12 protein-coding genes are annotated in these 14,616 nt (G+C 45.7%); all 12 read right to left on the bottom strand.

What is annotated here, in order from left to right; translation table 11 throughout:
- Window positions 1-16: 16 nt before the first annotated feature.
- The 12 genes from DBK98_RS12455 to DBK98_RS12400 all read right to left on the bottom strand — a co-directional run bounded on the left by DBK98_RS12455 (window position 17) and on the right by DBK98_RS12400 (window position 14,615).
- A complete protein-coding gene (locus DBK98_RS12455; RefSeq protein ID WP_005776569.1) occupies window positions 17-1,990 on the bottom strand; it encodes a BACON domain-containing protein in 1,974 nt (657 codons plus the stop codon).
- A 146-nt stretch (window positions 1,991-2,136) separates the two neighbouring features.
- Window positions 2,137-3,321, bottom strand: coding sequence for a hypothetical protein (locus DBK98_RS12450; protein ID WP_032536268.1), 1,185 nt, complete (start codon window positions 3,319-3,321; stop codon window positions 2,137-2,139).
- 87 nt (window positions 3,322-3,408) lie between these two features.
- Window positions 3,409-4,344 carry a fimbrillin family protein gene (locus tag DBK98_RS12445; RefSeq protein ID WP_032536269.1) on the bottom strand — a complete coding sequence of 312 codons (936 nt, stop codon included), beginning with the start codon at window positions 4,342-4,344 and terminating at the stop codon, window positions 3,409-3,411.
- A gap of 12 nt (window positions 4,345-4,356) precedes the next feature.
- A complete protein-coding gene (locus DBK98_RS12440) occupies window positions 4,357-5,889 on the bottom strand; it encodes a hypothetical protein (RefSeq protein ID WP_032536271.1) in 1,533 nt (510 codons plus the stop codon).
- Window positions 5,890-5,929: 40 nt separating this feature from the next.
- On the bottom strand, window positions 5,930-6,886 hold the full coding sequence (locus tag DBK98_RS12435; RefSeq protein ID WP_022012833.1) for a fimbrillin family protein: 957 nt from the start codon (window positions 6,884-6,886) through the stop codon (window positions 5,930-5,932).
- The gene (locus tag DBK98_RS12430; RefSeq protein ID WP_032536272.1) at window positions 6,883-7,953 is read right to left on the bottom strand and encodes a fimbrillin family protein; all 1,071 of its coding nucleotides are present in this window, start codon (window positions 7,951-7,953) and stop codon (window positions 6,883-6,885) included. The genes DBK98_RS12435 and DBK98_RS12430 overlap by 4 nt, the downstream gene beginning before the upstream one ends.
- 43 nt (window positions 7,954-7,996) lie before the next feature.
- Entirely contained in the window at window positions 7,997-9,568 is a 1,572-nt protein-coding gene (locus DBK98_RS12425; protein WP_032536273.1) for a hypothetical protein, read from the bottom strand.
- A gap of 18 nt (window positions 9,569-9,586) precedes the next feature.
- Complete coding sequence (locus tag DBK98_RS12420; RefSeq protein WP_032536274.1) at window positions 9,587-10,513, bottom strand: fimbrillin family protein; 927 nt, start codon at window positions 10,511-10,513, stop codon at window positions 9,587-9,589.
- Between the two features lie 15 nt (window positions 10,514-10,528).
- On the bottom strand, window positions 10,529-11,584 hold the full coding sequence (locus DBK98_RS12415; protein ID WP_032536350.1) for a fimbrillin family protein: 1,056 nt from the start codon (window positions 11,582-11,584) through the stop codon (window positions 10,529-10,531).
- Window positions 11,585-11,606: 22 nt separating this feature from the next.
- Entirely contained in the window at window positions 11,607-12,602 is a 996-nt protein-coding gene (locus tag DBK98_RS12410) for a fimbrillin family protein (RefSeq protein WP_032536275.1), read from the bottom strand.
- Between the two features lie 24 nt (window positions 12,603-12,626).
- Complete coding sequence (locus DBK98_RS12405) at window positions 12,627-13,601, bottom strand: fimbrillin family protein (protein ID WP_175414013.1); 975 nt, start codon at window positions 13,599-13,601, stop codon at window positions 12,627-12,629.
- Window positions 13,602-13,613: 12 nt separating this feature from the next.
- Entirely contained in the window at window positions 13,614-14,615 is a 1,002-nt protein-coding gene (locus tag DBK98_RS12400) for a fimbrillin family protein (RefSeq protein ID WP_032536277.1), read from the bottom strand.
- Window position 14,616 lies beyond the last annotated feature (1 nt).

Below are 14,616 nucleotides of genomic sequence, written 5' to 3'. Positions count from 1 at the left end.
CTTCCTGGTTAATCGTTTATAGTTCATCATTCATCACGCTTCTTACCGGAAACCCATATTTCTTCATATCGTGCATCAAATACATCTGTCGACTGGGTTCTACGCAAAGCGAATAGCCATATACCGGACTTTGACTACTCCCCGTCCAGTAACGATGACCGTGCGGAACCACAATCCGGCAGCCGTTGATATGGCTCCGGTGTCCGCACAGCGGCAGGTATACTGGTACTCCGTCGTCACTCAGAAGGCAGATATTCGTCCGGTCCTCCTCCCGTTGAAGCTCCATCGGAGCAGCGGGACTGTTCATCAATGCCTCCATTTCAATACGCGATGGTAGCCTCCACCCCTCCGGTGAAGGGTCCAACTCATTAATCCGTGCAGGACTCTCTGCCGTGCCATCGTACCAACTGCCGCGACAGGGCGTAAAATTCTCCTCCCATCGATCAGTAGGACAGCCAAACTGAAAATACGTACCCTGATTAAGTGTGGTACCCACTTCCAACCCCAACGGGATGGCTACCTGTGCTAATTTCCCGCCTGCCGCCAGATTACGGTCCAGCCAATATTTACCCCGGATACGTACGTATCCACCTTGATAAATAAGGATATCGCGTACCACGCCCGTATCATTCACCAACGAGAGCACCGTGTGACGCGCTGCCGGAAATCCACCACGTACCCGGTATCCTGCATTAGAATGTACCTTCACCGTGAACCGTCCGTCATAATGTCCCTGCAACAGTTCAGGTTCGCTCACCTCCACCCAGGCCGCCGCCTCATCGCTCACGATACGCCACGACTGGTTACTGTCCACACACACACTGTATGTCCTCACCTCCTCCCTGTAACCCGGTGGCATCTCTATCACCCCGCTATGTCGTGCACAAGGATCTTCCGGCGGATACTCTATATAATAATCAAAGCAGACACCCTGCATCAATAACAGATCTGTCGTCTGGCTGAAAGGATATGTACCCGTCTCCAACGTCAGAGCCAGCGAGCGCGAGCGCACATTGGCTGGTTTCGCTTCAAGATGTACTTTCAAGTTCTGACTCCCTTTCTGTTGCAGGCCCACAGGCGGATAGACCGAATACCAACATCCACCGTCGTTAGCGTTAGCACTCTTCACGCACCAACATGCCTGTTCATTGTCAGGGATAACGGTTAGCGTCACAGCCTCGTTCTTCCGCCCGGCACTGACATAGAGCCGACGACTGACCGTCAACGTGGGATGAATACCCATCACCTGCTGACGCACCTTGAGCAAGTGTACTCCCTCGCCATTCCCTATCTCAATGGTTGCCTCCCGTTCCACGGCAGAAAAGTTGGTACGAAACTGCATCAACAGCCGGTCCCCCTCACGGCGCACGGCAAGCCAGTTATCCGGTTCACCTTTCGCATAATGCACGCTTCCCGTATACCATTGTTCGCTACACCCCTTCAACTCTACCGGAAGATCCTTTGCCATTGCGTCCGTAACCAATTCTCCCGGAAGCAATGCATCCAATGTGGCAGAATCGGTCTTCTCATTTTCCTCGTCTGTTTCCGTACCGGCAGCTATCAACTCCAACGACGCGCCATGAACAATCTCCTGTAATCCAGTTTCGGCAATACAGATGCCGGTATGACCGGCAAACAGGCGATCCACATCATCACGATGATGTATCCCGCTCAGGCAAAGCGCATGGGGGGTGAATAGCACACAGAAGTTCAACATCCCCTCCTGTACAGTGCAACGCAGCCGCCATTTCTTTTTCCGTTTCAGCACATCCGCCTCAGGGTACTTGCGCACCAGATATCCTCGTCGGTCAAAGACCAACAAGACCGCTCTCCGGCACTCTTCCGACAAATAATCCATACGTTTCAGAATCAGACTCACCGGCCACTCACGGGCAATGTGCACCTTTCGGTTTACCCGCCAATACTTCACGGCGTTGTATGTCATCCCCGAAGCGATAAATGCCATTGTTGCTATTTCCGCTATATCCATAACTTTCGTCAGTTTGTGTTTTCCATTTTTCTTTTCACCACAGATTACACAGATTTTCACAGATTCTTTATTCATACTTTACTAAATGCAACCACACGGAGAGAAAAAACGACTCCGTGTGAATCTGCGTATTCTGTGGTGAGCCTTTACTTACTTTGCACGAAGCGCAGTGCCCTCCCTGCCGGCACGCTTCCTCCTGCCTGTGCCAGGCTCAGGTAAACTTCCGCCTTTCCCTGGTCACCTTCAAGCAGACAGAGAATACCCATATTACACCCGGCTTCAGGCAGGGTGGCAAAGCGTTGCAGATATCTCCGGGCACGCTCCGTATCGCGACGCAACAAGGCTACTCCGGCAGCGTTGATGCACGCCACCGGACTGTCCGGATAAAGACGTCCCGCCAAGTCCATCAAGTCATTGAATTCAGCCGAACCTACGGCATGTGCTTCTGCCAAGCGGCAGAAGTCCGCCACCGAGAATGCTTCCGGTTTGCCCGAAGCAACAACTGCCTCCCCTTCTGTCATGCCTATCGATGGCTGCGCCGCCAAACTTCTGTCTACGTAGCTTACCTCGTAGTCGATACGACGCAACTTCCCGAAGAAAGCTGACGACAAATAGTGATAGGCAGTCCCACCCGCCAAATCCATCAGCATTCGTTCGCGCCCGTCCACCACATCCACTGTACGGATAATGTCGAGTACAGACTCTTTGAATGCCATCTCCGACCCAACTATCAGATCGGTCAGTCCTTTCCAATCCTCCGCTATCCAGTTCACCTCAAAAGGCACTGTGCCGAAGCTTTTCTCCCGCCGGATATAATCTTTCAATGCCAGTGCGCGTTGTAAGCCCAGACGTTCGTTTGCCCGATAGTCACCGTCCGGAGCCGTATAACCTGTCAAACGAATACCTTCCAGACTCACACCCGGTGTTTCTTTAAGCGGACGTGTCACAGCCAAAAGTTTGTAAACAGCTTCTACAAAATTACGCTCATCATATTTCGTCTTCTGCCCGCGACTGTAATCCAACACGATGCTGCCACGCACCGTCTGCCGTACTTCCTCAACCTTCGGTGCCTCCGTAACCGAAGGTGACAAAAAGTCTACCCACGAGAGCAACATGCTGTCCGTAGGTAAGTTAACTTTCACCTCGCATACGGACAAGGGGCGTACCGAAGTAGACTTTCGAGTACCCACCGGGGTTATTTTCTGTCGTACGTTTTGTTTATTGTTCATTGCCGACGCCGTTTTTTTCTCCGGTGAGTCGGCACTGGCCTTCACTCCTGTCATTCCCGGAAGCAGCAGCAGACACAAGACTATGCTCAGTTCTCTTTTCATCTTATCTATTTAAAATCAATTTATTAAAAGGTGTGGATAGTCCGCTCACATTTACCGAGCCTCTCCCATCACTTATTATCAGTCATTTTAAACTACACTTGGAGTGTTATTCTGAATGGTAGTATTATCCGTCGTATACCCATTGTCGATTACATTCGCATTCGGAACAATCTGCACATCATTGATTGTCAATGTAACATGATAGTATCCTCCTGCATTCAATGCATCGACAAACTTAGTAACCGTGACCGTACGGACTTCGCCATCTACCGTTACCGAAATGGTCAATTTACTATCGGTCAAAGGTTGCGGAGGGAGCAAGTATTCATAAACCCGATTGCCGGATGAAATACTCACGTTCGGATTGTGTACATATCCCCCCGCCGCAGGGGTCCCTCCGGTAATCACGCCGGTAGTTATATCGACTTGCCGCTGAAGATAAAAGTTGGTTGAATTATTCTTCAACACTATGTTTTCTATTTTACATGCACGGCCTGACATCACATCGGCCCCTCGGACAAATGTAAGTTTCAACCGGGCATAGGCATGTCTCATGTCAATAAATTGCACTGCTTTATGATCATTATTTATCTCCGGCGATCCATCTGTAGCCGCAGCGGTACCGTAACACACATCTTTAGCTACATCATAAATTTGAGCAACTAAAGTCGCAGTCGTCGTGTTATCGACAAATGATACAGACTGGTAAGGGTAATATGCGTATAGACCCACCGGACGGTGATCCACCAGTATTTCTGTGAATGCGGTCCAACCGGCTGCGCTATAAGTATAGGGAGCATCATACTGAGGTGGATATCCGTTAGCATCTGTACGGAAAAGACCTAATTTATAAGTAGCAGTATTGATGACTCCACGCGTGGACACTCTCGTACTTAAAGAAGCTTCTGTAACCCCGATAGGCACTTGTCTATCGGTTGGGATAGATCCTTCTTCCTCCTTCCCGCAGGAGAAAAAGAGGAATAGACTTAATGAAAGCAAACAACATTCTAATACCTGTTTCATTGGACATACAATTTATCGTTTAACACATCTTATCGTTCTGCCATCAGCCCGCGCCCAGCTTGTGTTTATAAAGGCACTATTCGAGCCTTGAGAGGCATTAAGCCCTTTAGCTGTTGCTCCTGAAGGAATCCGGGACCAATAAAATGCCCAAGAATCGCTTGCTGATATAGGGTTGTTTATTGTAGTAGATGACTGATTTCGGCTTCCCAGAGCAAGCAAGAATACACCATTGTTCCCTCCAAACCAGAAACCTTTAGGAGAACTGCTATAGGTGACTCCCGCATTAATCAGATCTTGTAATTGTCCATCAGAAGGTGTTTCCCAAGTACCGGGAGGGACTACTTGGTAACAAGGATCATTGGCTGTAGAGTAATTTCCACTATTATATTTAGCTACACCAATATCAAGAGTATTCCATCCGATGAATCCTCCTTCTGTCGCACCACCATGATAATTTGTCTGAGAAGCCTCAAAGTAAAAATTAGATCCGCTTTTATAAAGATTTCCCCTTGCCCATTTATAGCTCCTCACTGATATATAATTTGGCACAATGCTAACCGTTATCTTATAATTACCGGCTGCACTGAATAAACGGTTTGTAGCACTAACCGTAATGGCGTTATTCATTTGTCCATTACCGATTTTTAAAGTAGTAAACTTAATTGTAAGTGTACGGTTACTTTGAGGGAGTATCTTATACACATTACTATTCACTGTGGTAGCATTCGGATTGGTCCATGCCACGTTCAACGTCCCGCTTGTCCCTGTTACAGGAAGAGTTGTCTGGCTCGCATTCCAGGTCACAGGGCTGTTGCTAAGTCCCGAGATAGTTGCCGCACACTGCTGAACCGTATTATTATTAAACTCTTTAGCCACTACACACAACTGAAGTTGGGCACACTGCCTTGAAAAACTAATGCCGCTCAACAGGCATTGCCCGCTTGCATTGGCCGTAACATTTACCCCGGTCTTCTGACACAACATGAAATCCTGGTTATGCGTCACTGTTGTCGACCAATTACCGGACAAAGCGGCCGGAGCTGTATTGGTTCCGTATGAATAAAAGACAAACGCATACGTCCCGGGCCTTAACACCCACTGTCCGGAAACACCTGCGGGAGTGGCTGTATTCGCTACAATCGAGGCAATGCCGGAAGCATTGGTACTATAAACCGCTGTACCCGCATAATTAGCAGCCGTTATGGAATTGTTTTTATAGGCTACAACCCGAAACTGCATATTGGCCATATTGCTACGCGTCTGCACCGGATTAACGGGAAGTAAAGATTCAATTGTCGTTTCTACATCATAGCCCGAATCATAAGTACTGTCCAAAGGCTGCACTATCTTTGTCAAAATCTCTCCGGAACGGGTAACCGCACCACCTAAAAACTCATCTACCCCATCTACTTTTACGTTGATAGATACCATCTCCCCATCTCCCTTTATCGGATCATGATGTCCCGAAGGAAATCTTTCATCTTCCTCCCTGCCACACCCTGTCACTGCAAGCAAAATCAAGAACAAAGAACATGAACGAGCCATTAGGCGAATCATACTTCTAAGTATTCCCGTTTGCGTCCTGTCAATTATGCATCTCATATTTATAATCAAAATTAGTATTCCCTTGAGTCCCGTAATCATTCACTGTCAAAGCATTCGTAGGTACCATCTGTATATCTGTAATCGTCAGAGATACATTGTAGTATGATCCGGCATCCAACGAACTGCCGAATCCCGTAATATTCAAAAAACGCACTTCACCGTCCACCGTCACAAGAACTGTTAATGTATTGCCGGCAAGTGGCTGTGGAGGCAGCAGGAAGTCATAGCTCAATTGCCCCCCGATCGCTATATCCACATTCGGATTATAAACATAGCCTGTTGCGACGGCAGTTCCTTCGGTTGCGCCGGCTACCGTAGCGATATTCAAATGACGTTGCAGATAAAAACTTGTATTATTAGATTTCAAAGTAATATTTTTGATATTACATGCCTTACTCTTATCATAATTCGTTCCGCGCAGCAATGTCAGTTTGAGCCGGGCATAAGCGTGTTTCATAGCTGTAAACTCCACTTCCGGAGCATCATTATTAATCAGGCTTGCACTTCCCACAGGTAGCCCCTTCCCATAACACATATCTTTGTCCGCACTGTAAAGTTGCGCATTCAGGACGGCTGTTGTCGTATTATCTACAAAGGAAACGGATTGATAAGGATAATAAGCATACAAACTCACCCCGCGATGATCCACCTTCACTTCTGTAGAAGCCGTCCATCCGGTTGCTGTATACGTATAAGGCGCATCATACTGAGGAGGGTAACCTTTGTCACCGGTACGAAACAGTCCCAATCGATAAGTGGCGTTAGCAATCAGCCCACGCGTAGTCTCCGCACCGTATTCAGGAACAGCAACTGTCGATATTCCTATAGGAATCTGCCTGTCGGATAATACTTCGGATGAAGTATCCGTTGTAATCTCTGCCCCGCATGATATAAACAATCCGCACATGGCAATAAAAAACATATTATTAATTTTCATGACCAAAAACAGTTTAAAACAGAATTTGTATGTATAGTAGCCTCACCTATCAAGTCTCCCGAAGCCTCTTGGGGCGTAGGCCAGTCAACAGTAGAAACTCCATTCGCCCCAATGACGATTCCATGCGCCCCCTGTACGGTAATCTCAATCAAATATTTTTTCCCGGCTTCCAATTGAGACAATTTAGTAAGCGGAATCCCCAATGTATATACATCACCATCTACTGTAAGGTCTACTTTCATGCCACAGTCAGCTACTCCCAGAATGGTTCCGATCGATCCTAATGTGCAAGGCGCGATAAGGAAGCCCACCTCTACATAATCAGTTTCCAGTTCCGGAATCGTTTCGTCCACTTTCTCTGCGATTCCCGGCTCCGGAGTGGCTTCAGAGGCGGCATAAGTTCCGTTTGTAATATCCAGAGTAGTGTATGTCAACACATTGGATACCTTTATTTTTGACAGCTTAGCATCTTTGGTATACTTATGTCTGTTGACCTGAAAAACGACCCAGCTATAAGCATGCTCCATATTTAAAAAAGAAATATCTACAGGAGTTTTACTTTTTACAGGCTGAGTAAAACTGGTCTCATCGGCTATTCCGGTTCCCGGCCCATAGCACAAATCTTTCTCAGCCGAATACAGTTTTGACTTTAGAGGAATGGCTGTCCGATCCGTATAATCCAATCCGTTTTCCTTATCGGCATGATAAGGATAGATTGCCCAAAGGTTTGCATAAACTCCTTCGGCCAGTGACACAGTGTTTTCATCATCAATCGGCGTCCACTTTCCTGTCACCTTGGCATATTTACAGTTATTCCTGTCCGAATATTTTCGGGTACTACCAGCTCCATTCGCCGCCACATCGTCAGTCAAAAAGACCCCGATGGATTCTCCGTCATTAAGTGCGGCACGAGTATTGACCTTATGCGGCTCGATTACACTCACGCTATTGACAGTGCAAGGTACGGTGGCATCATCGGGTATACCATCCATATTGTCATCCTGGCTGCAGGCGACCAAAACCAGTAGCAGACACCAAATCCTGATCAGATCATTTAAATTATTCATTATTCATTTTTTACGACATTACACTTCACCATTTTCAAAATTTTCATCTTTTGACGCATCTTATCGGGAATGCATCCCAATACCAATAATAGTTATTTTTAACAGCATAACTCTGATTAAACTCCAGATAATAGCAACGCTTATTACTGGCGCCCGTACTGCTTCTGTAATACCCCGTTTCACGCCAATAGTTTACATTATTTTTACCTCTGTTTCCCATTGCAGGCAGAAAAACTTTATCACCGCCAAAAAATCCTCCCCTCTTACCATTCATATTTCCAGACCTATAGCCACTATTTCCCAGATTCTGTAACTGGTTGGCAGTCGGAGTACACCATGTTCCTTGGGGAAGAACCTGATAGCAAGGATCATTGTTGGAGGAAAAAGAGCTTCCTCCATACGTATTATTACTGGAAGAGAGAGTATTCCAGCCGAAAAAAGATCCACCTTCTGTACCACTGTGATAACCACTTTGTGAAGACTCTAAATAAAAATTACTCCCACTCCTGTAAACGTTCCCTTTCGCCCACGTAGCTCCTCCCACAGTAATACCGTTTCCGGTTATCTTAACAGTTATCTTATAATTACCTCCTGCCACAAATTGACGTCCGGTGACATTAACCGTCACTCGGTTGTTGTATTGTATATTGCCAATTCTCAAAGTCGTGAACTTAATGGTTAACGTACGGCTGCTCTGAGGCAGCACCTTATATACATTACTATGAACCGTAGCCGCATTCAAGCTGCTCCAGGAAAAGTTTACAGCTCCTCCTGTGCCGCCTGTTGAAAGGGCTGCCTGACCGGCATTCCAGGTTATGTTATTGCTATTCAAGTTGGATACAGTGGCTGCACATTGTTGAACCGTATTATTAGAAAAATCATTGGCCGTGACAGCCAGTTGGAGTAGAGCGCACTGACGTGTAAAGCTGATTCCTCCCAATGTAAACTCTCCCCTATCATCGGGAGCTACTACAACTCCTTCTTTCCGGCAAAGCATAAAATCCTGATTGTGCGAAACGGTTGCGGACCAATTACCGGACAGCATTGCCGGTGTACTATTCACTCCATAAGAATAGCACACAAAAGTATATGTGCCCGGCCCCAATATCCATTGTCCGGCACTATTGACAGGAGTAGCTGTCTTGGCTACAATAGCCGCGACTCCCGAACCATTTGTCTTGTAAACAGCTGTCCCCGCATAATTAGCGGCAGACGAAGCATTTGTTCTGTAAGCCACTACACGAAACTGTACATTACCCAAGTTGGCACGGGTCGACACACTATTCTCCAATGGAACCGACTCCACTGTTGTCTCCACATCATATCCGGTATCATAAGTAGAATCCAAAGGCTGCACTAAACGAGCAACAGTTTCTCCAGAACGCGTCACTGCCCCTCCGTAAAATCGATCAACCCCGTCCACACTCAATTGTATCGGAACCATCCGGCTTTCATCCACAGCAGGCTGTTCTTCATCCGGAATCGATGGATAAAACGTATCGCTTTCCTGACTGCAACTCATTACGAAAAGAGAAAACGACAGGCTCAAACAAACCATTTCCATGTACCGTCTCATTCCGCCATTTACTTTTAGTTTATCTTTCAGTTGTATCATCTTTATTCTCCGTTTATGTTATAATTCCGTATCTATCGGAGTATTTCCTTGTCCGCCAAAATCATTGACAGTAACAGCCGCCGATGACAGGATGATTCCCACATCCGTAAATGTCAGCGATACTCCATAATATTTCCCCGAATCCAAAGAACTGCCTAACGTTGAAATGTCACAACTCCGAGTCACCCCGTCGACAGTGACAAGAATAGTCAATTTACTACCGGCAAGTGGTTGCGGAGGAAACATATACTCGTATGTCACGCTTTTACCGGCGGCAATATTAACGTTAGGATTATGAACATACCCGGTAGTCACAGCGCTTCCTCCGGTAGCTCCGGCAGTTGAAGCAATATCGAGGCTACGTGTCAGGTAAAAATTGGCATTATTCGATTTGAAAGTAATATTCTGTATATTACATTTCTTAGTCTTATCAAATTTTTCCCCGCGGGTCAGTGTCAACCTCAACCGGGCATATGCGTGTTTCATATCCAGAAACTCAACAAACGGATTGTATACACTAACCGGACCTCCACCCAAGGCTCCACCTGCTCCATAGCAAATGTCCTCTCCGGCATTGAACAACTGTGCTTGCAGGGTCAAGGTAGTGCCACCTGCCAGTCCGGCATAATTTCCGGTCGCTGTATGATAAGGATAATAGGCAAAAAAAGAAGCATTCCGATAATCTACCTTGATTACATCATCAGATCCCCACTCTCCTCCTGAATAAATATGCTTCACATTGAATAAAGGCGTATAAGTACCGGCAGTGGTCCGAAAAACCCCTAAAGCGTATGTATCATCGTTTATAATTCCGCGTGTTGAGGGCCTATCGTCGGAAGAAGCGGACACTACAGCCAGTGCCTTTTCTCCGGATACCTTGTCTTCTTGTTCACAAGAGACTAATGCAAATAGGATGCAAATAAAAAATAATAGGTTTGTCTTCATACGTTTAATATTAAATTACAGTGCTCCTGATCCATTTTCTGTAGGATCCGACGCCCAATCTTCTGTTCCCACTTTACCACCATCAATAATGATCTCTGTTGTATCTTTAATAGTAGTGGCATCACCACCGTCAAATTCTGTTGATTGCCACTCTGTCGTGGTAACCTCCACTATATTAATCGGTATTCCCCCTCTGATATCCAATCGGACTACGTGGCGCTTTCCTGCTACCAGCCCGCCAAGATCCTCCAGTGGCACAATCACACTGAAATCACGTTCATCGATGGTCAAAGTCAGTTTCAACCCGGACGCGAGAGTCTGAGGAACAAACAGATAGTTACAAGTGGTATCTCTCGCCGCTTCTCCTACCCCCAATCCCGTGTCATGCATAGGTCCGGAGGTTGGATATGAATAAGAAGTAACATCCGTTGTGTTTTGCAGGCTCCCGTCTTTTATATCGAACGTCCCGGTGTCAACCATCGGGTCCCCGTTTTCCAATTCTATACGTACATTGGTTATTTTACACTGCAACGGATACCTTCCGTTACGAATCATCTCCAAAGAGAGCTGAGAATAAGGTTTCTCTAATAAAAATTCTATCTGTGGTGACAGATTATTGACTGTGAGAGTCGCATTGTCTTTGGCATACCACCAATCCGCCTCCTCCGTGTAAGCTTGGTTTTTTAATGTGGTCTGTGTAACTGCGGAAAAAGTAACTCTACCATATGGATAATACGCACACAGACCGGCTCTTGCCCCGCCCACCCAAACAGGGGTCTCTGACGTCCATTCGTCATCAGGCTGATAAGTGTATTTCACATTACTCTGAGGGATAACATAGTTAGCATCCGCTATCAAAAAAACTCCGATACTGCTCTCTTCAGGCAAGGGTTGAGCGGTGGCTCTTGTAGTCACATCCGCCTTGAACGAAGTGAATACGCTTAAAGGCACACTGTCCGTTTTTTCTGTCGGAAATAAAGTTCTTTCCTGCGAACAGGCAACCAATAATAACATCATTGCATATATGGCAGCCACAGAAGTATTTATATTCATATTGAGTTTCATAATCATGCTGTTCATTTTTGTATAATCATTAAGGTCGTCGGGGAAGCGGTTCGTAATCTATACCTTCATTCAGTATTTTCTCATCCCAGTCAGTAGTGGTTACGGTCACCGATTTAATTGCAATCCCTCTCAATTTCAAAGAGACAACGTATTTTTTACCACTCTCGAAATCAGAGAGATCGTCTATCGGAATGATCACCGTTGCCGGAAATCCGCTTACATTCACTATAATGCTAAGCCCTTTAGTCGGTTCAAAAGGGTCAGGCAATAATTTTGTAGGAATCATAAGCAGATCAGCCTGGTATTTTTTATCAGGACTGTCTAAAACATAAGGAAGGTCTTTTGTAATGTTATATCCACCCCTGAATTGTTTCTCCGTATCATCCGGATGGATGCCAACAGTACCACTCGTAATATCTATCACCGCTTTTCGAAACAATGAGTCGTTTGCCAAAGCCACCGAATTAATACTACATGTAGCCGGATAAGCATCTTCGACCCCTATATTCAATACTAAACGTGAATAAGCATGCTTAAAACGCATATTTACAAAATATTCCTTAGCATCAACTTCCTGGTTAGTCACATAATACAGTTCTTTTAAAACGTCATAGTTTTGTGTCTCCATAGGAATTTTAGTACGGTCCTTATAAAGCTTATCCACTGTTTCTTCCGTATAGGGATAATACCCGCACACATCCGCCTTCTCGCTACCTAAATAAATGGTACTCGCCTCCGACTCGGCTGTCCATTGACTCTCACCGGCATTTAGCGTATATTTTCTGTTATTCACAGGCGTATAACTCGTTTCGGCAGCCTGCCCATGACAAAACAAAGCAATGGAACTTCCGGACGTAAAAACTGCATCGGCACGGGTCTGTAGATTGCCTTCCACAATGGAAGCAGACGCAATCTCCAACTCAGTACGGGCTGTTTTGTCTTTTTTCCAATCCGGTAAGCTATCACCATCGCTGCACCCCAGTAACATGCAAACTAAAAAACTTATGTATAGTACTCCTTTCATAGTAGCTCAGTTTTAAATATGATTTTATTCAACAGGATATTTATCCCCGCCATTGACCTTATCATCTTCCCATTCCAATGCTTTGACGGTAGGCACGATTTCTGTTCCTTTGATCTTTAATCCGATAACATACTTCTCTCCCTGCCTGAACTCTCCAAGTTCGGAATACGGGATCTCCACGAGCATCTGTTGTCCATCTACCACAAGGCTGACAGACAGCCCGAATTGTCCTCCTTCCGCATCTGTCCGCTCAATTTTAAGCGGAACCGGAATCATCAATACACGGCGTACATAAGATCCGCCAACAGCCAATGTATAAGGTGAAGCCGCAGTTACTGTTGTCAAATCATAATTCCCTGTTTCCGAAGCCTGTATGCTTCCGTCAACGGCAATGTTAATAGTGCCTTTTTTTATTAAAGCAGAATTCATCAAGGTTATTTTACTAATTTCACAAGGCATGAAGTAGTTCTCACGACTGATCTTTAGCTCCACCAAAGAATAAGCATGCACCATATCAAAAGTAATCGCAGGAGTAAAACCATTTATCATTGTATTCAATGCATAATAGATATCTTCAGTATCCACATAATCCTGTGATTGTAATGGAATGACCGTCTTATCCGCATACAATTCATTATAAGGGTAGTAAGCGCAGACATCAGCATCGTTACCCACTAAATAAATTGTATCATTAGCCGTCAGAGGTCCCCAATGACCTTCGCTGTAAACGTATTTACGGTTGTCAATAACTTTATATCCGCTATCCGCTTGTCCGCTTTCAGGTTCTGTGCCCGACAGAAAAATCCCTATGGCCCCCTTCGTCAGAGCTACCGGATCGGGAGCTAAACGTGTAACTACCTCCTGCTTAATGACTGCCGAAGATACCTCGAGCGGTACTCGAAGTGCAGATGCTTTCCATCTCCCGTCATCCATCTCACTGTCATCAGAACAGCTACTCAATAAAATACCTCCCACCAGGATCAATAATAAACGTTTCATAATCTTCATATTCTAATTAAAACTGGTATCATAATCACCGCCACTGCCTCCGGTCCCTGTCTGCACCTCTGTCCAATCCCTGTCAATCAAGATTTTGTCACTCAGCAAAGTTAACTTTCCACCTTTGACAACCAATGACACAGTATATTTAGTACCTCTTACAAATGTGCTCAGTTTATCGACCGGAATAGTGACGGAATAATCCATGCCATCCACCGTAAGTGTCAAGACTACGCCTCCGGAAAAAGTTTGTTGGGGCAGCAGCCAGTCAAAACTCGTATCATCTGTAACCCCTATTGCAAATCCGTCTTTTAAACCGGTCGTCACAGTGTGAATATATTGAGGTGTTTGTGTTCCGCTTCCTTCGGTTCCGGTACTGATGTCAACCGTATTGGCTGTGATTATATTTCCGGCAGAAGCCTTTATTTTTGCTTTCGTTATCTTACACGTGTTCGGATACGTGGCATCCCGTACCACAGACAATACCAAACGGGCATACGCACGCTTCAATTCAAAATTCGCAGTAGGAGTCTTTTTCCAGACTTCATCTCCCCCACTGACAGCAAAACGCATATCTTTCTCCGCCGCATAAGTCTGCATTGTCAGGCCGGCTTCTGTTTTCAACGAACTATTTTTAAACTCTACAGAGTTATAGGGAGCATAAGCACATAGCCTGGCGTAAGTGGCACCGACATATATCACAGTAGAAGCCGGCTTCCAGTTTTCTCCCGCAACACGGTTATAACGAATATTTTCCAATGCCGTATAATCCGTCTCGGGTAAACGGAAAATTCCTAATGTTCCTTCAGTCATTTCTACAGCAGTAACAGCACGAGTGTCGACCTCTGCACCGGTTGTAGCCCGGATTTCAAGAGGTATCTCTCCGTTCTCACCCCCTACAGAGTCTGCAACCTCTACTTGTGAACAAGAGCTCCAGCCTACTATTAAAAGCCACATCAGCCACAAGCGTCTTGCCAAGTGAGAATCCGGATTATGCGTATAAAGTCGTTTCATG

Source organism: Bacteroides sp. PHL 2737 (assembly GCF_004115325.2).
GTDB lineage: Bacteria > Bacteroidota > Bacteroidia > Bacteroidales > Bacteroidaceae > Bacteroides > Bacteroides hominis.
The sequence above is the reverse complement of the archived record's forward strand: the minus strand, read 5'-3'. Positions and strand labels throughout refer to the sequence as shown.

Excerpts from the sequence above, each read along its gene's own strand:
- DBK98_RS12440 (WP_032536271.1), bottom strand. The coding sequence starts at position 5,889 with ATGGCTCGTTCATGTTCTTTGTTCTTGATTTTGCTTGCAGTGACAGGG.
- DBK98_RS12435 (WP_022012833.1), bottom strand. The coding sequence starts at position 6,886 with ATGAAAATTAATAATATGTTTTTTATTGCCATGTGCGGATTGTTTATA.
- DBK98_RS12415 (WP_032536350.1), bottom strand. The coding sequence starts at position 11,584 with ATGATTATGAAACTCAATATGAATATAAATACTTCTGTGGCTGCCATA.
- DBK98_RS12420 (WP_032536274.1), bottom strand. The coding sequence starts at position 10,513 with ATGAAGACAAACCTATTATTTTTTATTTGCATCCTATTTGCATTAGTC.
- DBK98_RS12405 (WP_175414013.1), bottom strand. The coding sequence starts at position 13,601 with ATGAAACGTTTATTATTGATCCTGGTGGGAGGTATTTTATTGAGTAGC.
- DBK98_RS12410 (WP_032536275.1), bottom strand. The coding sequence starts at position 12,602 with ATGAAAGGAGTACTATACATAAGTTTTTTAGTTTGCATGTTACTGGGG.
- DBK98_RS12445 (WP_032536269.1), bottom strand. The coding sequence starts at position 4,344 with ATGAAACAGGTATTAGAATGTTGTTTGCTTTCATTAAGTCTATTCCTC.
- DBK98_RS12450 (WP_032536268.1), bottom strand. The coding sequence starts at position 3,321 with ATGAAAAGAGAACTGAGCATAGTCTTGTGTCTGCTGCTGCTTCCGGGA.
- DBK98_RS12400 (WP_032536277.1), bottom strand. The coding sequence starts at position 14,615 with ATGAAACGACTTTATACGCATAATCCGGATTCTCACTTGGCAAGACGC.
- DBK98_RS12455 (WP_005776569.1), bottom strand. The coding sequence starts at position 1,990 with ATGGATATAGCGGAAATAGCAACAATGGCATTTATCGCTTCGGGGATG.
- DBK98_RS12430 (WP_032536272.1), bottom strand. The coding sequence starts at position 7,953 with ATGAATAATTTAAATGATCTGATCAGGATTTGGTGTCTGCTACTGGTT.
- DBK98_RS12425 (WP_032536273.1), bottom strand. The coding sequence starts at position 9,568 with ATGATACAACTGAAAGATAAACTAAAAGTAAATGGCGGAATGAGACGG.